Source organism: Streptomyces sp. NPDC058145 (genome assembly GCF_042884245.1).
Taxonomy (GTDB): domain Bacteria; phylum Actinomycetota; class Actinomycetes; order Streptomycetales; family Streptomycetaceae; genus Streptomyces.
Genome location: NZ_JBHVUH010000003.1, coordinates 297045 through 320361, shown reverse-complemented (window position 1 = coordinate 320361; position 23317 = coordinate 297045). Strand labels below are relative to the sequence as shown.

General features: G+C 74.0%; 23 protein-coding genes. 10 read left to right on the top strand and 13 right to left on the bottom strand.

Features of this window, described 5'->3' with window-relative positions; all coding sequences use genetic code 11:
• Window positions 1-105: 105 nt before the first annotated feature.
• On the bottom strand, window positions 106-1587 hold the full coding sequence (locus ACFVVO_RS08305) for an MFS transporter (protein ID WP_390052844.1): 1482 nt from the start codon (window positions 1585-1587) through the stop codon (window positions 106-108).
• 84 nt (window positions 1588-1671) lie between these two features.
• Between ACFVVO_RS08305 and ACFVVO_RS08300 the strand changes: the two genes are divergently transcribed.
• Complete coding sequence (locus tag ACFVVO_RS08300; protein WP_390052842.1) at window positions 1672-2070, top strand: MarR family winged helix-turn-helix transcriptional regulator; 399 nt, start codon at window positions 1672-1674, stop codon at window positions 2068-2070.
• Window positions 2071-2077: 7 nt separating this feature from the next.
• On the opposite strand, the gene ACFVVO_RS08295 is transcribed toward ACFVVO_RS08300, so the two are convergent.
• Together ACFVVO_RS08295 and ACFVVO_RS08290 are read right to left on the bottom strand one after the other, a co-directional pair.
• A complete protein-coding gene (locus tag ACFVVO_RS08295) occupies window positions 2078-2818 on the bottom strand; it encodes a maleylpyruvate isomerase family mycothiol-dependent enzyme (protein WP_390052840.1) in 741 nt (246 codons plus the stop codon).
• A gap of 117 nt (window positions 2819-2935) precedes the next feature.
• Window positions 2936-4102, bottom strand: a complete 1167-nt coding sequence (locus ACFVVO_RS08290; protein ID WP_390052838.1) for an MFS transporter — start codon at window positions 4100-4102, stop codon at window positions 2936-2938.
• 413 nt (window positions 4103-4515) lie between these two features.
• Here ACFVVO_RS08290 and ACFVVO_RS08285 point away from each other — a divergent pair, with 413 nt between their 5' ends.
• Complete coding sequence (locus ACFVVO_RS08285; protein ID WP_390052837.1) at window positions 4516-4911, top strand: luciferase family protein; 396 nt, start codon at window positions 4516-4518, stop codon at window positions 4909-4911.
• Window positions 4912-4987: 76 nt separating this feature from the next.
• Here the strand turns inward: ACFVVO_RS08285 and ACFVVO_RS08280 are convergent, their stop codons facing one another.
• Window positions 4988-5767, bottom strand: coding sequence for a DeoR/GlpR family DNA-binding transcription regulator (locus ACFVVO_RS08280; protein WP_390052835.1), 780 nt, complete (start codon window positions 5765-5767; stop codon window positions 4988-4990).
• 123 nt (window positions 5768-5890) lie between these two features.
• Between ACFVVO_RS08280 and ACFVVO_RS08275 the strand changes: the two genes are divergently transcribed.
• Together ACFVVO_RS08275 and ACFVVO_RS08270 are read left to right on the top strand one after the other, a co-directional pair.
• Window positions 5891-6772, top strand: coding sequence for an SIS domain-containing protein (locus ACFVVO_RS08275; protein ID WP_390052834.1), 882 nt, complete (start codon window positions 5891-5893; stop codon window positions 6770-6772).
• Between the two features lie 25 nt (window positions 6773-6797).
• On the top strand, window positions 6798-7691 hold the full coding sequence (locus tag ACFVVO_RS08270; protein ID WP_390052832.1) for a ketose-bisphosphate aldolase: 894 nt from the start codon (window positions 6798-6800) through the stop codon (window positions 7689-7691).
• Here ACFVVO_RS08270 and ACFVVO_RS08265 read toward each other — a convergent pair.
• The gene (locus ACFVVO_RS08265; RefSeq protein ID WP_390053364.1) at window positions 7678-8814 is read right to left on the bottom strand and encodes a methyltransferase; all 1137 of its coding nucleotides are present in this window, start codon (window positions 8812-8814) and stop codon (window positions 7678-7680) included. The genes ACFVVO_RS08270 and ACFVVO_RS08265 overlap by 14 nt on opposite strands.
• Window positions 8815-8881: 67 nt before the next feature.
• Between ACFVVO_RS08265 and ACFVVO_RS08260 the strand changes: the two genes are divergently transcribed.
• Genes ACFVVO_RS08260 through ACFVVO_RS08250 form a run of 3 tightly spaced genes read left to right on the top strand, consistent with a single transcriptional unit; the run spans window position 8882 to window position 11545 of the window.
• Window positions 8882-9532, top strand: a complete 651-nt coding sequence (locus tag ACFVVO_RS08260) for an alpha-ketoglutarate-dependent dioxygenase AlkB family protein (RefSeq protein ID WP_390052830.1) — start codon at window positions 8882-8884, stop codon at window positions 9530-9532.
• Window positions 9533-9578: 46 nt separating this feature from the next.
• The gene (locus ACFVVO_RS08255; RefSeq protein WP_390052828.1) at window positions 9579-10814 is read left to right on the top strand and encodes an ROK family protein; all 1236 of its coding nucleotides are present in this window, start codon (window positions 9579-9581) and stop codon (window positions 10812-10814) included.
• Window positions 10811-11545 (top strand): NUDIX domain-containing protein, encoded by a 735-nt coding sequence (locus tag ACFVVO_RS08250; protein WP_390052826.1) that lies wholly within the window; start codon window positions 10811-10813, stop codon window positions 11543-11545. Before ACFVVO_RS08255 ends, ACFVVO_RS08250 begins: the two co-directional genes overlap by 4 nt.
• A 52-nt stretch (window positions 11546-11597) precedes the next feature.
• Here ACFVVO_RS08250 and ACFVVO_RS08245 read toward each other — a convergent pair whose 3' ends face one another.
• Window positions 11598-11789, bottom strand: coding sequence for a DUF1272 domain-containing protein (locus ACFVVO_RS08245; RefSeq protein ID WP_390052824.1), 192 nt, complete (start codon window positions 11787-11789; stop codon window positions 11598-11600).
• Between the two features lie 247 nt (window positions 11790-12036).
• Between ACFVVO_RS08245 and ACFVVO_RS08240 the strand changes: the two genes are divergently transcribed.
• Window positions 12037-12276, top strand: a complete 240-nt coding sequence (locus ACFVVO_RS08240) for an SHOCT domain-containing protein (RefSeq protein WP_390053362.1) — start codon at window positions 12037-12039, stop codon at window positions 12274-12276.
• A gap of 192 nt (window positions 12277-12468) precedes the next feature.
• Here ACFVVO_RS08240 and ACFVVO_RS08235 read toward each other — a convergent pair whose 3' ends face one another.
• Together ACFVVO_RS08235 and ACFVVO_RS08230 are read right to left on the bottom strand one after the other, a co-directional pair.
• Window positions 12469-13086, bottom strand: a complete 618-nt coding sequence (locus ACFVVO_RS08235) for an ATP-binding protein (RefSeq protein ID WP_390052823.1) — start codon at window positions 13084-13086, stop codon at window positions 12469-12471.
• 207 nt (window positions 13087-13293) lie between these two features.
• Window positions 13294-13617, bottom strand: a complete 324-nt coding sequence (locus tag ACFVVO_RS08230) for a hypothetical protein (protein ID WP_351660537.1) — start codon at window positions 13615-13617, stop codon at window positions 13294-13296.
• Window positions 13618-13995: 378 nt separating this feature from the next.
• Here ACFVVO_RS08230 and ACFVVO_RS08225 point away from each other — a divergent pair, with 378 nt between their 5' ends.
• Window positions 13996-15120 (top strand): PLP-dependent cysteine synthase family protein, encoded by a 1125-nt coding sequence (locus tag ACFVVO_RS08225; protein WP_390052821.1) that lies wholly within the window; start codon window positions 13996-13998, stop codon window positions 15118-15120.
• An 18-nt stretch (window positions 15121-15138) separates the two neighbouring features.
• Here the strand turns inward: ACFVVO_RS08225 and ACFVVO_RS08220 are convergent, their stop codons facing one another.
• On the bottom strand, window positions 15139-15969 hold the full coding sequence (locus ACFVVO_RS08220) for a DeoR/GlpR family DNA-binding transcription regulator (RefSeq protein ID WP_390052819.1): 831 nt from the start codon (window positions 15967-15969) through the stop codon (window positions 15139-15141).
• Window positions 15970-16275: 306 nt separating this feature from the next.
• Here ACFVVO_RS08220 and ACFVVO_RS08215 point away from each other — a divergent pair, with 306 nt between their 5' ends.
• Window positions 16276-18606 carry a hypothetical protein gene (locus ACFVVO_RS08215; protein WP_390052817.1) on the top strand — a complete coding sequence of 777 codons (2331 nt, stop codon included), beginning with the start codon at window positions 16276-16278 and terminating at the stop codon, window positions 18604-18606.
• Between the two features lie 22 nt (window positions 18607-18628).
• Here the strand turns inward: ACFVVO_RS08215 and ACFVVO_RS08210 are convergent, their stop codons facing one another.
• From ACFVVO_RS08210 to ACFVVO_RS08195, 4 genes are all read right to left on the bottom strand, one after another.
• On the bottom strand, window positions 18629-21070 hold the full coding sequence (locus ACFVVO_RS08210) for a right-handed parallel beta-helix repeat-containing protein (protein ID WP_390052815.1): 2442 nt from the start codon (window positions 21068-21070) through the stop codon (window positions 18629-18631).
• A 111-nt stretch (window positions 21071-21181) separates the two neighbouring features.
• Window positions 21182-21787, bottom strand: coding sequence for a hypothetical protein (locus tag ACFVVO_RS08205; protein ID WP_390052813.1), 606 nt, complete (start codon window positions 21785-21787; stop codon window positions 21182-21184).
• 153 nt (window positions 21788-21940) lie between these two features.
• Entirely contained in the window at window positions 21941-22765 is an 825-nt protein-coding gene (locus tag ACFVVO_RS08200) for an MOSC domain-containing protein (RefSeq protein WP_390052812.1), read from the bottom strand.
• A gap of 42 nt (window positions 22766-22807) precedes the next feature.
• Window positions 22808-23245 carry a DUF6643 family protein gene (locus tag ACFVVO_RS08195; RefSeq protein ID WP_390052810.1) on the bottom strand — a complete coding sequence of 146 codons (438 nt, stop codon included), beginning with the start codon at window positions 23243-23245 and terminating at the stop codon, window positions 22808-22810.
• Window positions 23246-23317: the final 72 nt, after the last annotated feature.

Sequence of the window (23317 nt, the reverse complement as noted above, 5' to 3'; positions counted from 1 at the left end):
TGGGTGGGCTGCTTCTTTTTTTTATAAGACACCCCCCCGGGGCGGCTTTGCGGGGCGCCGGGGGGGCCACCCCCCCCGCGGGGCCCACGCCTTGGGGCGTTCCCCCTAGTCGCGGACCGGCACGCGTTCCGCTCGCGCCCCCTCCAGGGTGGACCGGGCGACGACGACCGACGGCAGGCTCCGGCGTCCGCGCATTCCGGTGAGCGTCATCAGCAGTCCGGCCACGGCGATGCCCGTGACCACCATGAAGCCCGGCCGGTAGCTGTCGAGGACGCCCTGCGGGGTGGGGACGGCGGGCGCGGCCGCGGTCACCACGGCCGTGACGACGGCCAGGAAGATCGCGCCGCCCACCTGCACCGAGGTGTTCAGCAGCCCGGAGACCATGCCCTGCTCGTGGTCCTCGACCCCGTTGGTGGCCTGGATGTTGAGCGAGGGGAAGACCAGCGCGCAGGCCGCGCCGATCAGCAGCATCGACGGCAGGATCACGGCCGCGTACACCGGGTCCAGGTCGACGCGCAGGAACAGCGCGTACCCGGCGACCATCAGGGCGAAGCCGGTCGCGATCAGCCGCGGGGTGCCGAACCGGTCGACGATCGCGCCGACCTTCGTCGAGGAGATCGCCACCAGCGCGCCCGCCGGCAGGAAGGCGAGCGCCGTGTGCAGCGCCGACCAGCCGAGCAGCGTCTGCATGTACAGGGTCGTCAGGAACTGGAAGCCGACGTAGGAGCCGAAGAAGGCCACCGCGCCGAGCTGGGCCCTGACCTGGCTGCCCGAGCGCAGCACACCGAGCCGGACCAGCGGGCTCGGCGAGCGCCGTTCGACGAGGACGAAGGCGGTCAGCAGCACGGCGACGGCCAGGAAGGACAGCAGCGTGCGGGCCGAGGCCCAGCCGGCCTCCGGCGCCTGGACCACGGTGAAGACCAGCAGCAGCATCGACGCGGTGCCGAGAACGGCGCCCGGGATGTCGTAGCCGCCGTGGTTCTCCTCGCGGGCGCTGCGGGGCAGCAGCCGGAGGCCGGCGAGGAGGGCGATCACCGCGATCGGCGCGGGCAGCAGCATGGTGAGGCGCCAACTGGCCTCGGTGAGCAGGCCGGAGAGGACCAGACCCATGGAGAATCCGGTGGCGGCGCAGGTGGTGTAGATGGAGAGCGCGCGGTTGCGCAGCGGCCCCTCGGGGAACGTCGTGGTGATGATCGACAGGCCCGCCGGGGCCGTGAAGGCCGCGCTCAGCCCCTTGATGAAGCGGCTGGCGATCAGCAGCGGACCGGAGTCCACGAGCCCGCCGAGCAGCGAGGCCAGCGCGAAGACGCCGAGCGCCACCAGGAACACCCGGCGCCGGCCCAGCAGGTCGGCGGTGCGGCCGCCGAGCAGGAGCAGCCCGCCGTACCCCAGGATGTAGCCGCTGACGATCCATTGCAGCGTCGACGTGGACAGATGGAGATCGGCGCCGATGGACGGCAGCGCGACGCCGACCATGGACACGTCGAGCGCGTCCAGGAACATCGCGGCGCACAGCACCAGCAGGGTGCCCCACAGCCGGGGAGTCCAGCGTCCCTCGGAGGCGGGGGTGGTGAGCGGAGAGGTCATGCGGCGAGACTACATGCACACGCATCGAATGCAAGCTCATTTAATTACGACGCAACAATCGCGATTCTCTGCTACGGTGCGCCCATGACGGGGAAGAAGGCCGAGCACGCGCTCGTGGAGCAGTGGCGGGACATCCTGTCCCTGCATGCCCGCACCCAGTGCGAGCTGGACCGGGCCCTGCACGGACACGGCCTGTGCGCCAGCGACTTCGAGGTGCTCGACGTGCTCGCCGAGGGCGCGGCGGCGGACGGCGGCTGCGCCTACCGCGTGCAGGAGATCTCCGAGCGGGTCCATCTCAGCCAGAGCGCGCTGTCCCGCCTGATCGGCCGCCTGGAGAAGGACGGCCTGGTGTGCCGGGCCATGTGCGAGGAGGACCGGCGCGGGGTCCGCGTGGCCCTCACGGTGAAGGGGCGCGCGCTGCACGGCGAGGTGCGGCCGGTGCAGCGCGCGGTGCTCGGCCGTATGCTGGCCGAATCGGGCTGACGAGGCGTCAGATCCCGGAGGTCTCCCGCCACAGCGCCGCGAGCGCGCGGTCGCCCGTCACGTCCGGCATCGGCGCCCGGTTCCACAGCGCCAGGTACAACTGCTCGGCCGTTCCGGTCAGCTCGACGTCCGCCTCTCCTTCCGCGTCCCGTGAGGTCACCGGCGGGTCGTCGGACAGCCGTACGGTCCACACGGCGTCCGTGCCCGCGTCCACCGCGCGCACCCGCAGCACGCGCGGCCGCTCGGTGCGGACCCGGCTCCGCGCCCGGGCGTGGAAGCCGCGCAGCAGCTCGTCGACGCCGTCCGCGGCGAATCCGGCGGCCACCGGGGACACCGGCCCGCCTCGCGCCGCCTCCGCGTCATGGCGGTGGACGGCCGTCTCGTGGGCCTGCCGGCGGGTCCAGAACGTCAGCGGCGACGGGCAGGGCGCCGGGTGGAAGGTCCAGCAGTCCAGGTCGGCCGGGGCGCCTGCCAGCGTCTCGACCAGCCGGCGGTGGCTGTCCCGGTACCAGGCCACCAGCTCGGCCCCGTCCAGGTCCGGGCCGTCGGCGATGGGGGGCGGGGCGGTGTGCCCGGCGGCGACGATCGCGGCGGCCCACCGGTGTACGGCGCCCGTGTGCCGCAGCAGGTCCCGCACCTGCCACTGCGGGCACGTCGGCACCTTGGCGTCCGTGCCGGCCATTTCGGCGGCCGCTGCCAGCAGCCGGCCTTCCCGGTCCAGCGCATGTAGGAACTCGGAAGTCTCCATGGCGGCGAGTCTGCCGTATGGGGCGCGCTCGAAGAGACCGGTTTTCCCGGCCCGCGTGCCCGGGGGGCGAACGGCGCCCGCGTCCGCGCGTCCGACGCCCGCCCGGTGCCGCCGCGCTCAGCCGCTCAGCTTCCGCCGAGTCGTCGCCCCGATGACCGCGGCGACGGCGGCCAGGGCGGCCACGCTGGTGAGCGCGGTGGGCAGGGAGAACCAGTCGGCCATGAAGCCGATCGCGGGCGGCCCGAGGAGCATGCCGCCGTAGCCCAGGGTGGAGGCGACGGCGACGCCGGACGGGCCGGCCAGCGCGCCGGCCCGTTCCACCGCGACCGGGAAGAGGTTGGCGAGACCGAGCCCGGTGACGGCGAAGCCGAGCAGTGCCGCCCACCCGGAGGGCGCGAGCGAGCCGAGCAGCATGCCGGCGGCCGCGGTGCTGCCACCGGCGATCACGGTGCGGGCCCGCCCGAGGCGTTCCAGCAGGGCCGTCCCGGTCAGGCGCCCGAGGGTCATGGCGAGCGCGAAGAGCGAGTAACCGGCGGCCGCCGTGCCGGCGGACGCCGCGAGGTCCTGCTGGAGGTGCAGGGCGCCCCAGTCGGCCATGGCGCCCTCGCCGTAGGCGGTGCACAGGGCGATCAGCCCGAAGACGACGACCAGGACGCGTGTACTGCCGTCCGGCCGCCGCGCACCGCGCCCGGGCTCCGGGTTTCCGCGCTCCGGCGGGACCGGCGCCTCGTGCCGCAGCAGGGTGCGCCCGGCGATGGCGGTGACCAGCAGTCCGAGCAGAGTGATGCCCAGCAGGTGCCGGGTGGGGGAGAGGGCGCCGGCCACCAGTCCGCCGAGGCCCGCGCCGATCATCCCGCCGAGGCTGAAGGCCGCGTGGAAACTGGGCATGATCGGTCTGCGCAGGGCCGCCACCAGGTCGACGGCGGCGCTGTTGAAGGCCACGTTGACCCCGCCGTAGGCCGCCCCGAAGAGCAGCAGGACGGCACCCAGCGCCAGTGCCGAGTGGGTGAGCGGCGGCAGTGCGACGCTCAGGGCGAGTACGGTCATGCACACGACGGTCACCGGGTGGCTGCCGTAGCGCCGGCACAGCCGGCCGGTCATGGTCATGGTGAGGACGGCCCCCGCGGAGACCCCGAGAAGTGCGAGCCCGAGGGTGCTGGCGGAGGCGTGCGTCTGCTCCTTGATGTCGGGGATGCGGACGACCCAGCCGGCGAAGACGAAGCCGTCCAGGGCGAAGAAGGCCGTGATCGCGGTGCGGAGACGCGTGAGCCCGTGACCCGGCACGACGCTGTGCGTTCGGGTTTTGTTTATTTGCGGCACAAAAGCAGGCTACGGGCGTCCGCCGAGCTGATGCAAGAGTCGACGGTTGCCTCGGGCATGTGTCAGGCGGGGCCGGTGGCGGCGCCGGCCGCGGTCGCGGACGGTGGCGATGTGCGCTCCTCGCGGCTCACACGACCTCCGCGCCCCGCGTGGACCGGAGGCCATCCCGCCCGGTGGGGTGGGGGGCTCCCGCGAAGTACCCCTGCGCCGCGCGGACTTGCCGATGGGAGTGCATCTCACCCGGGCGGAACAGCTCGATTTCAGGGGCGTTTCGCGTGCGCACGGGCGCCCGGGCCCCGGAAACCGGAGCGGATACAGGTCGGTTGATGCTTGCGCACCGGCTGGTTGCCGAGGGGTGAGCAAGTCATGATGGCCTCATGACGTTGGCCTCGCGCGCGCTCGCGCAATTGGCGACCTGGCCGGACCTGAGACGAGCCGTCCCGAGCTGTGGCACGGGAGAGGCGGTCGACTCGGCCGAGGGTGAGATCGTGCACTTCCACTCCGACCGGGACGTCGACCTGCGGCTGACCGACCGGGCCGTCCGGCGGTTCGCCAAGGACCTGAAGGCCTCGGGCGCGGTCCGCATCGTGCCGGGCTCCCCGTGGGTCACCCTCCGGCTCGACGCGGCCAGCGACGTCGATCTGCTGCTGACCCTGGTGAGCGTGGCGCTGCAGGCCCGGCAGTCCTGGCCGGACCCGGAGGGGCGGGCCGTGTCCGGCTGCAACGACCAGCGCGGCGCCGGATTCGTGAAGGCCGACCGAAGCGGCTACTGAGCCGCGTCGCCGCCGGCCGGACCACGTCGGCGACGCCGGGTCCGGCGAGTGGTCCCGCGCGCCCTCGCGCCGGGCGTCACACCGCCAGGACCCGGACTCCCGCCTCCTCGAAGCGGTGCACGGTGTCCGGGGTGACCGCCATGTCCGTGACGAGCGTGTCCACCTGCTCGGCCGCGCAGATCCGGGCGAAGGCCCGCCGGCCCAGCTTGCTGGAGTCGGCGGCCACCACCACCCGCTCGGCGCGTTCGCACAGCAGCCGGTTGATCGCGGCCTCCGCCTCGTCGTGCGCCGCCGCGCCGTGCGTGACGTCGAACGCGACCACGCCGAGCACCGCCACGTCCAGCGTGATCTGGCCCAGCACCCCGTCCGCGAGCGGGCCGATGAGCTCGTACGACTGCGGACGCGCGACCCCGCCGGTCACCACGATCTTGAACTGGGGGCGCACCGCCAGCTCGTTGGCGATGTTCAGCGCGTTGGTGACTACGGTCAGGGCGGGTGAGCCGGCGCCCAGATCGCCGCGCACGGCGAGCGCGCGGGCCACTTCGGTGGTGGTCGTGCCGCCGGTCAGCCCCACCGCCTCGCCCGGCGCCACGAGATCCGCCACCGCCTTCGCGATCCGCTGCTTCTCGGAGGCGCGGCGGGCCGTCTTGTAGCGCAACGGCAGCTCGTACGACACCCCGTGCACCACCGCCCCGCCCCGGGTGCGCACCAGCATCTGCTGCTCGGCGAGCTGGTCGAGGTCCCGGCGGATCGTGGCCGCCGACACCTCCAGCTCGGCCGCCGCCTCCTCGACCTCCACCCGGCCGCGCTCGACGAGCAGTTCCAGCAGCGCCTTCCAGCGGGCGTCCCGGGACATCCGCGGCCTCCGTTCTCCGTATCACCGGCGACCCTAGCGCACCTCAACCCCGGTCCGAATGCTTGATTGTGCTCGAAAAGCAGCTATATCTTGCAAGAACAATCAGCAAGGGGAGGGTGTGGCATGAGCCATGTCGAGGACGAGCTGAACAGCCAGCCCGAGTGCTGGATACGCGCGGCCGAGGAGGCGGGGCGGCACGGCGGGGCGCTGCCGGCGCCGGGCGAGCGGGTCGCGATCGTCGGATGCGGGACCTCGTACTTCATGGCGCAGGCGGTGGCCGCCCTGCGCGAGGCCGCCGGGCAGGGGGAGTCGGACGCCTTCGCCGCCTCCGAGTTCCCGCCGGGACGGTCCTACGACCGGGTCGTCGCCCTCACCCGCTCCGGCACCACCACCGAAGTGCTGGAACTGCTCGCGCGGTTGAGGGGCGGCACCAGGACGACGGCGATCACCGCCGACCGCGCCACCCCGGTGACGTCGGCCGCCGACGACCTCGTCGTGCTGGACTTCGCCGACGAACGCTCCGTAGTCCAGACCCGGTTCGCCACCACCGCGCTCACCCTGCTGCGCGCCCACCTCGGCCTGCACACCGAGGCCGTCGTCGCCGACGCCCGCACGGCCCTCGCGACCCCGCTGCCCGAAAGCCTGGTCGACCGCACGCAGTTCACGTTCCTGGGACGCGGCTGGACCGTGGGTCTCGCGAACGAGGCCGGCCTGAAGATGCGGGAGGCCTCGCTCTCCTGGACCGAGGCCTACCCGGCGATGGAGTACCGGCACGGGCCGATCAGCGTCACCACCGAGGGCACCGCCACCTGGATGCTCGGCGAGGCACCCCCCGGCCTCGCCGAACAGGTGCGCGGCACGGGCGGGTCGTGGATCGCGGGCACGCTCGACCCGCTCGCCGAACTCGTCCGCGTCCAGCGCCTCGCGGTCGCCGTCGCCGCCCGCCGGGGCCTCGACCCCGACCGCCCGCGCCATCTCACCCGCTCGGTGATCCTCGCCTCCTGACCCGCGCTCCGGAAGGAGACAAGCCGTGCCCCTCGCGACCACCGGTGAGCTGGTCACCCGCGCCGCCGAAACCCGCTCCGCAGTCGCCGCGTTCAACATCATCACCCTGGAACACGTCGAGGCCGTCATCGCCGGCGCCGAGTCCACCGGCGCCCCGGTGATCCTCCAAGTCAGCGAGAACGCCGTGAAGTTCCGCTACGGACGGCTCCTGCCACTGGCCCGCGCCGCCGTCGCCGCCGCCGAACGCGCCGACGTCCCCGTCGCGCTGCACCTCGACCACGTCCAGAGCGACGACCTGCTGCGCCAGGCACCCGGCGCCGGATTCGGCTCGGTGATGTACGACGCCGCCCACCTGCCCTACGCCGAGAACCTGACCGCGACCCGGGCGGCCGCCGACTGGGCGCACTCCCAGCACCTGTGGATCGAGGCCGAGCTGGGGCAGATCGGCGGCAAGGACGGCCGGGCCCCACTGGACGCCCACGCACCCGGGGCGCGCACCGACCCCGCCCAGGCGGGCGACTTCGTGACCGGCACCGGGGTCGACGCGCTGGCCGTGGCCATCGGCAGCGCCCACGCGATGACCACCCGCACCGCGGCCCTGGACCACGGCCTGCTCAAGCGGCTGTCCGCCGCGCTGTCCGTGCCCCTGGTCCTGCACGGTTCCTCCGGCGTGCCGGACCACGGCCTGGTGGCCGCGGTCGCGGGCGGCATCGCCAAGGTCAACGTGGGCACCGCCCTCAACGCGGCCATGACCGGCGCGATCAGGGACTTCCTGGTCGCCCATCCGGAGGCCGTCGACTCCCGCAAGTACCTCCACGTGGGCAGGGACGCGATGGCCCGGGAGGTGGCCCGGATCATCGGCGTCCTGACCGGCGGCCGGACCACGCCCCCCGCGGATCAGGCGGTCAGCCCCGCTTGACCGCCTTCAGCACCACGAACTTCGGGTCGCTCGCCACCAGCCGGCTGTTGCCGAACAGCCGCTTCAGTTTGACGTGGTAGCCCAGATGCCGGTTGCCGATCACCCACAGCTCGCCGCCGGGGCGCAGCGCCCGCTTCGCCCCGGTGAACATCCGCCAGGCCGTCGCGTCGGTGGTCGCCTGGTGCGAGTGGAACGGCGGGTTGTTCAGCACGAGGTCCACGCTGCCGGGCGCCACCCCGGCCAGCCCGTCCCCGACCCGGAACTCCGCGTGTCCGGGCACCCCGTTGGCCTTGTACGTCGCCTCGGCGGAGGCCACGGCCTGGAACGACTCGTCCACGAACAGCACTTCGGCCTCCGGATCGGCCAGCGCCATCGCCGTACCGACCACACCGTTGCCGCAGCCGAGGTCCGCCACTCGTCCGGCGCCCGGCCCGGCCGGCAGGTGCCGCAGGAAGAAGCGGGTGCCGACGTCGAGCCGGTCGGCGCAGAAGACCCCCGCGTGGTTGACGACCGGGCGCCCGGAGACCGCCCCGACATCCTCGGGAAGGTCGTAGCCGTACGGCCACGGGTTGGCGGGCCGCTCCAGGGCGGGGTCCGGGGAGCAGAGGATCAGCCGGGCCTTCTGCCGGGCCAGAGAGGTCCGGGTCGGCCCGAGGATCCGCTCGAACAGGCTCAGCGTCGAGGTGTGGATCTCCTTCACCATCCCGGTGCCGACCACGACCGTGCCCGCGTGCACGGCGGGTGCGAGCCGCAGCAGCTGGTCCTCCAGCAGGGCCAGGCTCTTCGGTACCCGGACGAGCAGCACGTCCACTCGCTCCGGCGGCGGATCCTGGGTGGTCAGCAGCCGCACCGCACCGGGTTCGACGCCCGCCCGGCCCAGGTTCGCCCGGGTCGCCTCCTGACCGAGGAAGGAGTCGGTGATCTGCGTCGGCCGGTGCCGGGCGAGCGCCGTGACCAGCGCGCCCCAGCGGTCGCCGACCACCACGACGGTGCCCGTCAGCGGCACCCCCTCCTCGGCCAGGTGCCGCAGCAGGTACGCGTCGGAGGCGTCCCAGGCACGCAGCCGGTCGCCGGGATCGTCGGGGAAGCGGGACAGCTCGAACTCGCCCCATGGCGTCGTCATACGGTCGTTCATCGCGCTCCAGGCTAGCCGAGCCGCAGCTCACGACCGTTCGTGCAGGATGGATGGCATGGATGCCGAGCTGTTCGCCCGGGAGCCGACGCGGGTCGCGCCGGGCGCCGTGCACGTCCCGCGCTGGCTGCCCGCCGAACGGCAGCGCGCGCTGCTCACCGCCTGCCGCGAGTGGGCCCGGCCCCCGGCCGGCCTGCGCACCGTCCGCACGCCCGGCGGCGGCACGATGAGCGCCCGGCAGGTCTGCCTGGGCCGGCACTGGTACCCGTACGGCTACGCCCCCGTCGCCGTCGACGGCGACGGCGCGCCCGTGAAGCCGTTCCCGGCCTGGCTGGACGAGCTGGCCAGGGCCGCCGTGACCGATGCGCTCGGCCCGCGGGCGCTCCCGGCGGAGCCGTACGACATCGCGCTGATCAACTTCTACGACGGCGACGCCCGCATGGGCATGCACCGCGACAGCGACGAGCGGTCGGACGCGCCGGTGGTGTCGCTGAGTCTGGGCGACACCTGTGTCTTCCGGTTCGGCAACACCGAGACCCGCACCAGGCCGTACACGGACATCGAGCTGCGCAGCGGCGACCTGTTCGTGTTCGGCGGGCCGTCCCGCCTCGCCCATCACGGGGTGCCGCGCGTGCGTCCGGGCACCGCGCCGCCGGAACTGGGGCTGACCGGGCGGCTGAACATCACCCTGCGGGTCGGCGGGCTGTAGATCCGGGGCAGGCCACGACGGCTGCGGATCATGGGAGACTCCCCTCATGACCGGCAAGGCGGACCCCCGTAAGGCGGGGGAAGGGACCACCTCGAGGGCGCGGCTCGACCGGGGGCGCGGTGCGCTCGGACCCGCGCTGGAGCTCGTGCACACCGGGCGGGCGCCGACCCGGGCCGTGCTCACCGCCGAACTCGGGGTCACCCGGGCTACCGCCGGGGCGGTGGCGGCCGAGCTGGAGGCGCTCGGGCTGATCAAGGTGAACGCCCGGCCGGGCGCGGCGGCCGGTTCCCAGGGGCGCCCCTCGCACCGTCTCGAGGTCGCCGAGGACGGCCCGGTGGTGCTCGCCGCGCAGGTCCACGCCGACGGCTTCCGGGCCGCGCTGGTGGGTCTCGGCGGGCGGATCGTGGCGACGGCGCCCGGCTGCGAGACCGTCGACGCGGACCCCGCGAAGGTACTCGGCTCGGTCGTCGAGGCGGGCGCCGAACTCCTGCGCACCACCGGCCGCCGCTGCGTGGGCGCCGGACTCGCCGTGCCCTCCGCCGTCGCCGAACCCGATGGCCTGGCCCTCAACCCGCTCCACCTGGCCTGGCCGGTGGGCGCACCGGTCCGCCGGATCTTCGCGGAGTGCGTGCGCGCCGCCGGCATCACCGGCCCCGCCTTCGCGGCCAACGACGTCAACCTCGCGGCGCTCGCCGAGCACCGGCACGGCGCCGGCCGGGGCGCCCGGGACCTGCTGTGCGTGGCCACCGGGCACCGGGGCGTGGGCGGCGCCCTGGTCCTCGACGGCCGCCTGCACACCGGGAGTTCGGGGCTCGCCCTGGAGGTCGGGCACCTCACCGTCAACCCGGAGGGCCGCCCCTGCCACTGCGGCAGCCGCGGCTGCCTCGACGTCGAGACGGACCCGCTGGCCCTGCTCGTCGAGGCGGGCCGCGATCCGGGCCCCGAGGTCTCCCTGCTCAAGCAGGCCAACGACCTGCTGCGCAACCAGTACACCGACCCGGCCGTGCGCACCGCCGCCGAGGCCCTGATCGACCGCCTCGGACTGGGCCTGGCCGGCCTGGTCAACATCCTCAACCCCGACCGCATCATCCTCGGCGGCCTGCACCGCACCCTGCTCGACGCCGACCCCGGACGCCTGCGCGCGGTGGTCGCCGACCGCAGTCTGTGGGGGCAGAGCGGCGGCGTCCCCGTCCTGGCCTGCACCCTGGACCACAACAGCCTGGTCGGCGCGGCCGAGCTGGCCTGGCAGCCGGTGCTGGACGATCCGCTGGCGGCGCTGTGACGGGGGCCGGGCGGGTGGAACTGCTGGACGCCCCGCGGATCCGGCTCGTCGAGACCGCCGCGCCCGAGCTGTCCCCCGCGCACCGGTCGGCCATGGACCGCGGGTGGGAGGAGGCGGTGCGGGCCAATCCGGCGCTCTTCGACGGTCCGGTGGCCGCGCTGACGGGCCTGGAACGGGACGGACGGGACGGTCTGGTGCTGTCGTGGGCCCGGGCCACCTACCGGTACCGCGCGCTGCGCGGGGTACCGGACGCACCGGTGTGCTCCTCCCTGTTCGTCTCCGTGGTGCAGCCGTCGGGCGACGGGCGCCTGATGGTGGGGCGAATGGCCGCCTCGACCGCGGCGCCGGGCCGCTGGCAGCTCCCCGGCGGGACCGTCGAACCACCGGACGGGGGAGCCGAGCTGGACGTCGACGGGCTGCGCCGGCACGCGGCACGCGAGCTGTCCGAGGAGACCGGCTCCGACACCACCGCCGAGGCCCTGACCCTGTGGCTGACCACCCGGGGCGCGGGAGGCGGCGTCGGTGTCATGTTCCTCGCCCCGCCGTGCCCCGACCGGGAGTTGCGTGAGCGGTACGCGCGGCTGGTGGGCACGGAGACCGGCCAGGGCCGTGACCCCGAGTTCGACCGGATCGAACTGATCCGCCCGTCGGCCGGTCTGGACGGCCTGGAAGGACCGCACGTCGACTACCTGGAACCGGTCCTCCGCCACTACGCGGACACCTCGGCCTGAGCCGCGGGCACCGGCTCGGCGGCAGCGCCCCGGTCGCCGTGGGCGACAGGTCCTACGTGTCCGCGCGCGTCCGGCGGCGGGGCCTGGCGGCCAGTTCCCCGCCGCAGTTGGGGCAGACCTGCCCCAGGGCCTCGCCGCACGGCACGCAGTACGTGCACTCGTACGAGCAGATGCGGGCCGGGCCGTCCGCCGGAAGCGCGGCGGTCCCGCAGCGCTCGCAGCGGTCGCGCATCTCCAGTGCCATGGGCGTCTCGTCTCCTCGGGCCGGGGGCCGGCGGTGTTCCGCCTTCCATCCTCCGGGCGGCGGCCCGCACCGGAACCCGTCCGGGGGCCGGAGATCCGCACGATCGGGCCACGGCCGCGCACGGTTCGGCGGGTACGGCATCCCCCTCGCGTGCTCCCGCGGAGGTACACGCACTGCCGCCGGCCGCACGACGGAGATGAACGAGGTGCGGACCTTGGCGAACTGGGACGGCGGGCCGGGTCCGTGAATCTTCTTCTTCCCGCTGATCTGGGCGGCCGTCGTGACAGGTGCCGCCACCTTCCTGCGCCGCGCCGGCCGGCGGGGGAGGGGTCCGTGGCGGCCGGTGGACGGTGGCCGCCCGGCGGGCGACGCGCCGCTCGCGGTACTCGGCCGCCGCTTCGCCTCCGGTGAGATCGACGAGGACGCGTACCGGCGCCGGATGTCCGTCCTGGAGGAGCACTTCGGCCGCAAGGGCGGTGCGGCATGACGACCACGACGGCGGCGGTGCGTACCGCCGTGCGCGGCCTCGGCGGCGTGGACGTCGGCTTCCCGCCGGGCGGGACGTACCGGACGCGATCACCACGAAGAGAGGGGCCGGACGGTGCGCGGCGGGATCGGGTCCCACTTCGCGTCCCCTCACGGCGCCCCGTCCGTACGTCGGGGTGACGTCACCGCCCGGTCAGCCGGGAACGGCCGACCGGGCGGGAGCGGGTGCCACGGCCGATGCGTGCGCCACGACGGGGGCGGGAGCCACGGCGACCGGTGTGGGTGCGGCGGTGACCGGCGTGGTCGCCGCCGGGGCCGGCCGCGCCTCAGTGAGCCGGGGCGCGGGCCGCCGCTCGGCCGCGGGGCGCGGCGAGCGGGCCGGCTGCCGGACCGCCGTGGACGGCGCGGGCAGGGTGAACCACACGACCTTGCCGTCGTCGCCCTCGGGGCGCGCCCCCCAGCTCTCGCTCAGCGCGGCCACCATCGCCAGGCCCCGCCCGCAGGTGGCCAGCGGGACGAGGTCCGGCGCCTCGGCGGCGTCGGCGACCACGGGGAGACGAGGATCGTGGTCGCGCACCGAGACCGTGAGCCGGTCGACCAGCAGTTCCAGCTCGACGGTGCACGACTTGTCGGGCCGGGCGTGCCGGTGGACGTTGCTGAGCAGCTCGGTCACACCGAGTGCGGCCCGGTCGATCAACGGGTCCATATGCCAGTAGCGCAGTTGCGCAGATACGATTCTGCGGACCTGGCCGATCCGCGACGGCAGGGCTTGGAGCTCCACCGTGCAGTGCCTGCTTGAGTGACTGATCACGGCTGCGACTCCCCGATGTGAGGTCCGGAGGAACCGGAGGAAACACGGAGAACAAACGGATCCAGCAGGGTGCTTGCGTCCAAACGTCCGCCTGCTGTCAGGGCCGGCGGGCTGGTTCGCAGCGTTATCGCCGGTAAACCCAGAGTGACGTGAGACCAGAGTGACGCAGCGGATGCGCTCCCGCAACTCGCCACCGTCGGTTGCCGGTCAGCCGCCGCGCCCGGCCGCGCGGCGCACCGCCTCGATGAACCGCCGCGCCGCGGGCGGCCCGGGCTCGCCCGGAGCGGGGTCGTGCTCGCCCAGCGTCAGCGAGTACCGCTTGCCGTTGAGGTCCGCGTGCGCCCGGTCCTCGGGGGCGAACCACGGCCTGGAGGCGCGCACCGCCTGCACCGGCGCGCTGTCGATCTCGCTGCCGTAGCTGGTGAGCAACTCCACCCTGCCGTCGCTGATCCGGACCTGCCCGGCCCGGGTGAGCGAACGCAGCCGTTTGCCGATCCGCACGCCCTTGGCCGTGAACTCCGGCTCCGCCATGTCCTGCCGCCCCCTTGTGCGCGTCCTTCGCCGCGACGCCGGACCGCGTGGGTCCGGATCCGGCCCGTGTCCGGTGGTACCGGTCCGGGCCGGCGCGGTGCTGTGATCCAGTGTGCGCCGCTGTCGGGACGATCGTCCCGTCCGGTGCAGTCTGCCCCGGCGAGCTCGGGAGCACCAGTGCGCAGGGGGCGCGCGGGAAGGGCGCCCGGAGCACTCGCGCCAATGCGCCCCGCAGCGCCTCGCACAGCTGTGCCCCAGCGTCCCTTTGAGTGGCTCAAAGATGCGTTTATGCAGGTGAGAAGAGGTGTGGAAGGTGCCTATGATGCGAAGTGCCGGCCGCCCGAGGTGCCGTCGGCGCTCAGCGTAAGGAGCCCCGTCGTGAGCACCACCCCGCAGACCCGGACCGGCACCACCCTCGACGTCGACCGCAGCGACGCCGCCTACCGCGCCTGGCTGAAGGACGCAGTCCGCAAGGTCCAGGCCGACGCCAACCGCTCGGCGGACACGCACCTGCTGCGCTTCCCGCTGCCCGAGCGGTGGGGCATCGACCTGTACCTGAAGGACGAGTCGACGCACCCCACCGGCAGCCTCAAGCACCGGCTCGCCCGCTCCCTGTTCCTCTACGGCCTGTGCAATGGCTGGATCCGGCCGGACCGCCCGGTGATCGAGGCGTCCAGCGGCTCCACGGCCGTCTCCGAGGCGTACTTCGCCAAGCTGATCGGCGTGCCCTTCATCGCGGTCATGCCGCGCACGACGAGCGCCGAGAAGTGCCGTCTGATCGAGTTCCACGGCGGACAGTGCCACTTCGTGGACGACTCCCGGAAGATGTACGAGGAGTCCGCCCGCCTCGCGGTGGAGACCGGCGGCCACTACATGGACCAGTTCACCTACGCCGAGCGGGCCACCGACTGGCGCGGCAACAACAACATCGCCGAATCCATCTTCCGCCAGCTGGAGTTGGAGCGTTTCCCGGAGCCCGCCTGGATCGTCGCCACGGCCGGCACCGGCGGTACCTCGGCGACCCTCGCACGCTATGTGCACTACATGCAGTACGACACCCGCATCTGTGTCGCCGACCCGGACAACTCCTGCTTCTTCGAGGGCTGGACCACCGGCGATCCGGACGTCACCTGTGACTGTGGCTCCCGGATCGAGGGCATCGGCCGGCCGCGCATGGAGCCGAGCTTCGTGCCCGGCGCGATCGACCGGATGATGAAGGTCCCGGACGCGGCCAGCGTGGCCGCCGTACGTGCCCTGGAGCGGGCCATCGGCCGCAAGGCGGGCGGCTCCACGGGCACCGGCCTGTGGAGCGCGCTGAAGATCGTCTCCGAGATGGTGGCCGAGGGCCGCACCGGCAGCGTCGTCACCCTGCTGTGCGACCCGGGGGACCGCTACCTGGACAAGTACTACTCCGACTCCTGGCTCGAGGAACAGGGCCTGGACGTCGCCCCGTACACGGCCGCGATCGAGTCGCTGCTGGCCACGGGCGTGTGGCCGGACTGAGGACCGGCCGACGCGCCGTCAGATGTCCTCGTCGTCCTCGGTCTCGCCCGCCACCACCAGCCGGTGCAGATGCTCGGCGATCTCCGCGCGTGCCTCGGCGGGCAGACCCGCGTCGGTGACCAGCGTGTCCACCTGCGCCAGCCCGGCGAACGAACTCAGGCCCACCGTCCCCCACTTGGTGTGGTCGGCCACCACCACGACCCGGCGCGCCGACTGCACGAGCCGGCGGTTCGTCTCGGCCTCCGCGAGGTTCGGCGTGGACAGTCCGGCCTCCACCGATATCCCGTGCACGCCGAGGAAGAGCAGATCGAAGTGGAGCGCGGCGATCGCCTGGTCGGCCACCGGGCCCACCAGCGAGTCGGACGGGGTGCGCACCCCGCCGGTCAGCACCACCGTCGCCGCGCCCTGCCGCTGCCCGGAGGTGCGCTGCGCCGCGTGGAAGACGTCGGCGACCCGCACCGAGTTCGTCACCACGGTCAGGTCGGGCACCTCCAGCAGGTGCTGCGCGAGCGCGTAGGTCGTCGTACCGCCGGACAGGGCGATCGCCGTGCCCGGAGTGACCAGCCGGGCGGCGGACCGCGCGATGTCCTCCTTGGCGGTCAGCTCCAGAGCCGACTTCGCCTCGAAACCGGGCTCGTGCGTGCTCGCCTCGACCACCGGGACCGCGCCGCCGTGCACCTTCTCCAGCATGCCCTGCCGGGCCAGCGCGTCCAGATCGCGCCGCACGGTCATGTCGGACACGCCGAGCTTGCGGGTCAGCTCGTTGACCCGGACGCCGCCCCGGCGCCGGACCTCGTCCAGGATCAGGGCGCGGCGCTGCTCCGCGAGGAGGTTCTGATTCTCGCTCACGTACGCTCCGGTCCCTTCGCCGCGATCCGTCGTCCGACCCGCCCGCCGTACCGGCTCCGACCTGGAGGTCCAGCCGTCCCCGGTGCACGGGCGTTCCATCTTTTCACGGGACGGCGGCGGTCGCGCCACCGCCTTTCCCGACGCGCGCATGCCATGGCGGCCCGGACCCGGCGCCGGGGACCCGGGCCGGTGTCACACGGATCGGGGAGATTGCGTGAGGAGAGGTGTACAAGGACCCGGAAACGGAGAACCTGAAGCCCGCGTGGACAGGTGTCCGGCAGGCGCGTCACGGGGGAAGTGCTGACAGTGGAACGTGCGCAGGAACGCATCGCCGGGCCGGAGACGGACGGCTCCGCCTTACGGCCCGCACCGGCCGGTGCCGAGCTGGAACTCCTGGTGCACGGGGTCGGCGGCACCACACCCCAGAAGATGCTCGACGACCCGCGCACCGTGCGGATCACCGGCGACGACACGGCCGCGATCTTCCGGCGCGCCACCGACGCCGGGGAACCGGCGGCCGCGGGCGGCCCCGGCGGAGAACCGGTCCAGGAGGCGTACGTCTGGTGCAACCTCACCTCCGGTGACGGCACCCGCGCCCTGTGGCTCCTGCTGCTGCCCTTCATGGTGGTCAATCTCGCCCACTGGATGCGCCCCGCCGCCCACGGCCGCAGGCGCACCGTCCGGCTTTACGGCCTCCTCGTCCGGCTGGCCGCCCTCACCCTGACCGTGCTGTTCACCGCCGCCGCCTGTGAGGTCGCGCTCGACCTGGTCGCCTGGCAGTGCGCGGGCGTCACGGACTGCGCCCGCCGCCACACCTGGCTGGGCTTCCTCTCACCGGCCGTGGCCGGCGACGCCTGGTGGACCCGGCCGGGCCGCCGGCTCGCGCTCGCCGCACTGATCCCGGCCGCCCTGACCGCCCTGCTCTGGTACCTCTCGCACCGCACCTGGAACGCCTACGAGTCCCACCAGCCGATGTCCCGCGACCCCGAGCCGGAGACCGACGCGAGCGCCCTGGCCCGGCCCGGCTTCTGGTACGGGCGCCGCCTGGTGGCCCGGCTCCGCGCCGCCCACACCACGGCCGGCCTGCTCACGGTCGCCGCCGCGGTCGCCACGCCCACGGCCCGCTTCGACCACCGTCCCGGCGGGCCGGCCGCCCTGAACGTGCTCGGCTGGCTCCTCGCCGCGGCCCTGCTCGGCTGCGCGGGGGCCGTGGTGGCCGTCGTCTGCCGCCGCGGCCGCAGCGAGCGGTGCCCCGACCACAGGCTCGACCGCCACCTCGTACGCCGCCTGCCGCTCGGCGCCCTCGTCCTGCTGCTGCTCACCCTCGTCCACGCCGGCTGGTCCCGCCCCGGCTGGCGGTCCGTCGGTCGGCTGCCCGGTGACGCGGCCTTCGGCGCCCTCATGCTGACCCAGGGACTGCTCGTCGTCGTCCTCGCCGTCGTCGCCCACGACCTGTACCGCCGGCGCCCCGACCCGCGCGCCGCGGGACGTGGCCTCGGCGGGCCGGCGGTGGCGCTGCTCGCCTGCGCTCTGGGCGGCGTGATGTCCGGCGGCATCGCACAGCGCGTCGCCGACTGGCTGGACGGCACCCGTTCCCTCCTCGACGGGCCGCCGGTACTGCTGACCTGGCAGGCCTCCGTCATCCCGCCGCTGCTTGCGGTGCTGCTGCTCCTCGCCGCCCACCTGGCCCGGCGCACCGCGCGGCTCGCCCGGGCCGAGCGCGACCGGGTACGGCACGAGCATCCCGGCGAGCCCGAGGACCCCTCCCGAACCCGCCGTATCGCCCATGCGCGGGCCATGGCCACCCTCACCGACCGGGCACCGCTGGTCATCGGCGTGCTCTGCGCCACCACGCTGCTGCTGGGCGCCGCCGCGCTGGCGGGCGCCCTGGCCACCGGCAAGCCCCCCGAGGGGGCGGCCCGGCGGACGTACGACGTCGTCCAGGCGGCCGCCGAGACCTCGCAGGCGCTGGGCTCCTGGCTGATCGGAATAGGTTTCCTGCTGTTCGTCACCTGGGGCCGGCGGGCCTACCGGGACGCCTCCGCCCGGCGCACCATCGGCATCCTCTGGGACGTCGGCACCTTCTGGCCGCGCGCCGCCCACCCCTTCGCCCCACCCTGCTACGCCGAGCGCGCGGTGCCGGACCTGACCTGGCGGATGGCGACCTGGACCGCGCGCACCGGCGGCCGGCTGGTCCTGTCCGGCCACTCCCAGGGCAGCGTGCTGGCCGCGTCCGCCGCCTGGCAGCTCAGCCCGTCGGCCCGCAAACGGGTGGCTCTGCTCACCTACGGCTCCCCGCTGGAGCGTCTCTACGGCCGCTGGTTCCCGGCCCACTTCGGCCCGCCCGCACTGGCCGCACTGCACCGGGACGTCGCCTGCTGGCGCAATCTCCACCGGCCCACCGACCCCATCGGCGGCCCGGTCCGTCTCCCCGGCGACTGCGGCCCCGAGGTCGACCACGAGTCCCTGCGCGACCCCCTCGCCTACGGCCGCACCCCCGAGCACCCGCTCCCGGCCCCGATCCTCGGCCACTCCGACTACCAGGCCGATCCGGCCTTCGCCCGGGAACGGGCCCGCCTCCTGGCCCGCCTGCGCCCGGACCTGCCCACCCAGCGGCCGGAACGCCCGGAACCGTGACGCTCCCGGCCGGGTGCTCCGGTCAGGGCAGCTCGGGCAGGTCCTCGCCGTACAGCAGGGTCAGGTCGTCGGTGCTGGGGTCCGCGAGCTGGGCGACGCGGCTCGCGTGCCGTTCCACCATCGCCTCGAAGGTCTGACGCGCGCTGCGGCCGTTGCCGAACGCGGGGCCCTTCGGAATCGCCGTGAAGTACTTCAGCAACGCCTCCGACGCGCCCGGAGTCAGCCGGTACTCGTGCTCGTCGGCCTGCTGCTCCACGATCCTGAGCAGCTCGTCGGGGCCGTAGTCACCGAAGGTGATGGTCCGTGAGAAGCGGGAGGCCACTCCGGGGTTGACGGAGAGGAAGCGCTCCATCTCGGCCGTGTAGCCGGCGACGATCACCACCACCGCGTCCCGGTGGTCCTCCATCAGCTTCACCAGCGTGTCGATGGCCTCCTTGCCGAAGTCGCGCCCGGCGTCCTCCGGGGACAGCGCGTAGGCCTCGTCGATGAACAGGACACCGCCGCGCGCCCGCTGGAAGGCCTCCTGGGTACGGATCGCCGTCGAGCCGATGTGCTCACCGACCAGGTCGACCCGGGACACCTCGACCAGATGGCCCTTCTCCAGCACCCCGAGGGAGGCGAGGATCTCGCCGTACAGCCGGGCCACCGTCGTCTTGCCCGTGCCGGGGGAACCGGTGAAGACCAGGTGCCGCTTGACCGAGGCCGCCTTCAGGCCCGCCTGCTGCCGGCGCCGGCCCACCTCGATCATGTCGGTCAGCGCCCGCACCTCCCGCTTGACGCTCTCCAGGCCCACCAGCGCGTCCAGTTCACCGAGCACGGCCTTCGAGGAGCGGGCCGGCTGCTCCGGCTCGATTGCGGCGACGGCCGGTTCCGCGTCCAGGGCGCGCTGGCCGGGGATCGCTCCCAGCAGGCCCGCGGAGGAGGGGGACGCCGACTCCTCGGCCGTCTCGCGCGGTGCCGGTGGCCGGAGACCGCCGCTCTCGTCGCTGGTGCAGTCCTCCACCACCGGACCCGACCCGGAGCCCGTGTCCGGCCCGGCGTCCGCGAACTCGTAACCACCGCGCGCGCACCGCTCCGTACGGCACTTGCGCAGCGTGGTGCGGCATCCGTCGATCACGTGGAAGCCGTAGCCGCCGCTGCCGCTGACGCGGCAGTTCACGAAGGTGCCGCGGCCGCCCGCGGACACGTAGAAGCCCGCCTCGGCGGGGGAGTCGACCGTGCACCGCTCGACGGTGGGGTCGGCGCCCTTGGTGACGATCACACCGGTCTGGGTGCCGTCCAGGGTGCAGTTGCCGAGGTTGCCGCCGCTGCCGTGGTCGCGGAACCAGGCGCCGGTGGCCGCGTCCCGGATCCGGCAGTCGTCGAGCTGCGCGGTCGCGCCGTCGCTCACCGACACCGCCGTGTTGCGCACCTGGTACAGATCGCTGTCCACGACGTCCGCGCGCGAGCCGCGGTCCAGCACGAACAGCGCGTCCGGCACGTCGTGCACCCGGCAGGCGTCGAGCACCGCCGTGGCGCCGTCGCTCACCCACACCGCCGGGTAGTCACCGGTGCTGTCGAAGATCTCGCACTGGTTGGCGTCGACCCGGGTGCCCGGGTCCCACACCGACAGGCCGTTGCGGCCGAACTGACGAACCGTCGTCCGGGTCAGCGTGAGCACCGAGCGGGAGCGCAGGTCGATCGCGTTCTCCGGGACGTCATGGATCCGGCAGTCGGCGAGCGTGAGCACCGCGTCCGTGTCCAGCGTGACACCGTCGGCCGTGGTGCGGTGCAGATCGCAGTCGATGAGATGGGCCGTCGCCCGCCCGGTGACCTGCACCCCGGAGCCCCGGACCTCGTACACCTCGCAACCGACCGCCTCCAGCGCCGAGTTCTCCCCCGTCGCGGTCAGCCCGTTGCCCGCGGCGTGGTGCACCCGGCAGCGCTCCAGCCGGGGATGGGCTCCGCCGTGGACCGAGACCCCCGCCTGCCCCGCCGCGACGACCTCGCACTCCTCGAACACCCCGCCCGCGCCGTCGAGTACGGCGATGCCGATGCCGGCCGGGTTGTCGACGGTGCAGCGGCGCACGGTCGGGCGCGCCCCGCCCCGCACCTCGATGCCCGCGGCGGACCGGGTGACGATCCGCACGTCCATCAGCTCGGGCGTGCCCTCCTCCACCAGCAGGGCGGGCGCCGCCGCGTCCTGGCCCTCCACATGCAGGTCCTGCACCACCGCCGAGGCCCGCACGGTCAGCGGGACACCGTCCGCCGGCGCGATCCGCACCGAGCCCGGGGCGCCTTCGGGACCCCGCAGGGTCACCGGCCGCCGCACGACCAGGTTCTCCCGGTAGGTGCCGGGAGCGATGGTGAGGACGTCACCGTCGGCGGCGGCCTCCAGGGCTGCGGCGAGCGAAGCGTACTCACCCGTGCGGCGGCGCCACCGCGAAGTACCGCTGTGCGTCACCTGGACCGTGCCCTGTGCCATGGCGTTGCCGTGCCCCCACCTCGTAGTACGCGGGTTTTGGTGCCGAATGCGAGTCGGCCGCTCCACCGTAGCGTGCGCGCGGGTGGTGGGATGACCAGAGCCGGAAGGCCGTCAGCTGCCGGTGCCTGCCTTGCCCCAGTCCGGACCCGCCCGGTCCCAGGCCCGGTCCCAGCGCGCGTACCGGCGGCGGACCATGCGCCACACGATCAGCCGCCGACCGCACTCGACCAGGCCCGCGGTCAGCAACGCGGAGCCGAGGCCCGCGAGTACGGCGTGCGTCGTCGCCGTGGGGGAGTCCAGCGGGCGTGTCGTCACACGGCCGTACCGGTCCGTCCAGAGCGCGAAGCGGTCGCCCGGATACGGCGATCTGAGCTTCGCCAGGGCCGCTCCGCGCCGGTGGCTGCCGTCGGGTGCCGTCCAGTCGGCGAGGACCCGGCTGCGGGCGTCCCCCACGGCGCTGGTGTCGGGGTCGGTCTCCACCGGGGCGCCGCCGAGTCTTCGCACCACCGTCGCCGTGACGAGGTGACGTTCGTGCCGCTGCTCCCGCGCGGAGCGCTGCAGGGAGTCCTGAGCCGTCACTCCGACCAGGGTGCCGGTCACCGGCGCGGCCACGGCGATCAGCACCAGTGCCACGAAGGCCACCCAGGCCTCGGTCAGATCGGTCGCACGGCGCAGCGGATTCCGCCGCCAGCGCCACAGGCCTCTGATGGCCCGCACGTCCCCCACCCCCTTCCGCTCCCCGGCGGCCCCCGAGGAGCCGCCCACCCCCGGGCCCGGGCCCGGAGCGAGTGACCTCACTCCTGGCCCGGGCCGTTCACGCATTCCTCATGGTGTCCCAACGACCGGGCCCCGCGCCGGGGTTCCCGGGAGTTACGACAACACCCGTACCGGGTCCCCCACCCGGATGGTGCCGGGCGCGAGCGGCACCAGGTACCGGCCGAACAGCAGCCGGCCGCCGACCTTGCGGTGCCGGGCCAGGGTGTGCAGGGGTTCGCGGCCGCGTCGGGCGGTGTCCTGGTCGGTCGTGGTCACCACGCAGCGCGCACAGGCCTTGGCGACCCGGAAGACCACCTCGCCGATGGAGAGGCCGGACCAGTCGTCCTCCGTCCACGGCTCGGTGCCCTCGACGACCACGCTCGGCCGGAAGCGGTTCATCGGCAGCGGACCCTCGGCGGCGTGATCGCCCCGCGCCATCAGCCCGTTCAGGGCGTCGAGGGAGGCGACGGTGGTGACCAGCAGGGGATAGCCGTCGGCGAAGCTCACCGTCTCGCCCGGCCGCGCGTACGCGGGGTCCAGCGGGCGGCGGGAGGCCGGATCGTCCATGTGGACCAGTCGGACACCGGCGCCCAGATGGCCGGAACACCACGCATGAGCGGCGCCGGACGCCGGGACCGCCGCCACCTTCGCGCCGAAGACGTTCACCGGCACCGTGGCGGCGGGTTCCGGGACCGCGACCTCCAGCGGTTCACGTCCGGGCGCCGACACGCGAATGCCGCCGCCGGGCAAGGGCTCGGCGGCGGCAAGTGCGAGACGCGGCTGCTCGCGTTGTGTGACGACCTTTCCCCCGTCGTCGATCAGCGTCCAGCGTCGGTCCCCGGCCAGCCCCCAGGGCTCCACCACGGCCTCCCGGGGCGAGACGCCCTGGAACGCCTTGACCGGGTGGACGTGGATCGACCGCAGTCGTGCGTTCCCCATGCGGCCATCGTGCCAGGTGGCAGCGTCAGCCGGGGCCGCGGGTCAGTAACCGCGGTACTGCTGGTTGTTGTACGGGTCCTGGTACGGAGCCGCCGCGGGCCGCGGGGCGGCTGGGCGCATCGCCTCGTACCCCGTGCCGCCGGCCATCGGGCGCTGCTGCGGCGCCTGCGGGCCGGGGTAACCGCGCGGCGCGCTCGCCTGCTGCGGGATGTACGCCGTGGGCGCCTGATGCAGCGGGGCGTGCTGCTGCGCCTGCGGGTAACCGTAGGACGGGGCCTGCTGGTACGAGGGTGCCGCCGGGAGGGCGGGCAGCGCCGACGGCAGCGCGGGCAGGCTGCTGCCCGTGTCGTACGCGGCGGGGACCCGGATCGGGGCGATCTGCGGGGTACCCCGCTCGGCCACGAGGGAGTCGTAGATCGGAGTGTCCGGGAAGGAGGCGGAGTAGTAGCCGCCGCCATAAGTGGAGCGGGGGGAGGTCATGGCACATAAGTTAAGCCCACGATGTGCTGGTTGGGGAGACCGATAAGAGGGTTGTTTTCCGTGTCGGCAGTG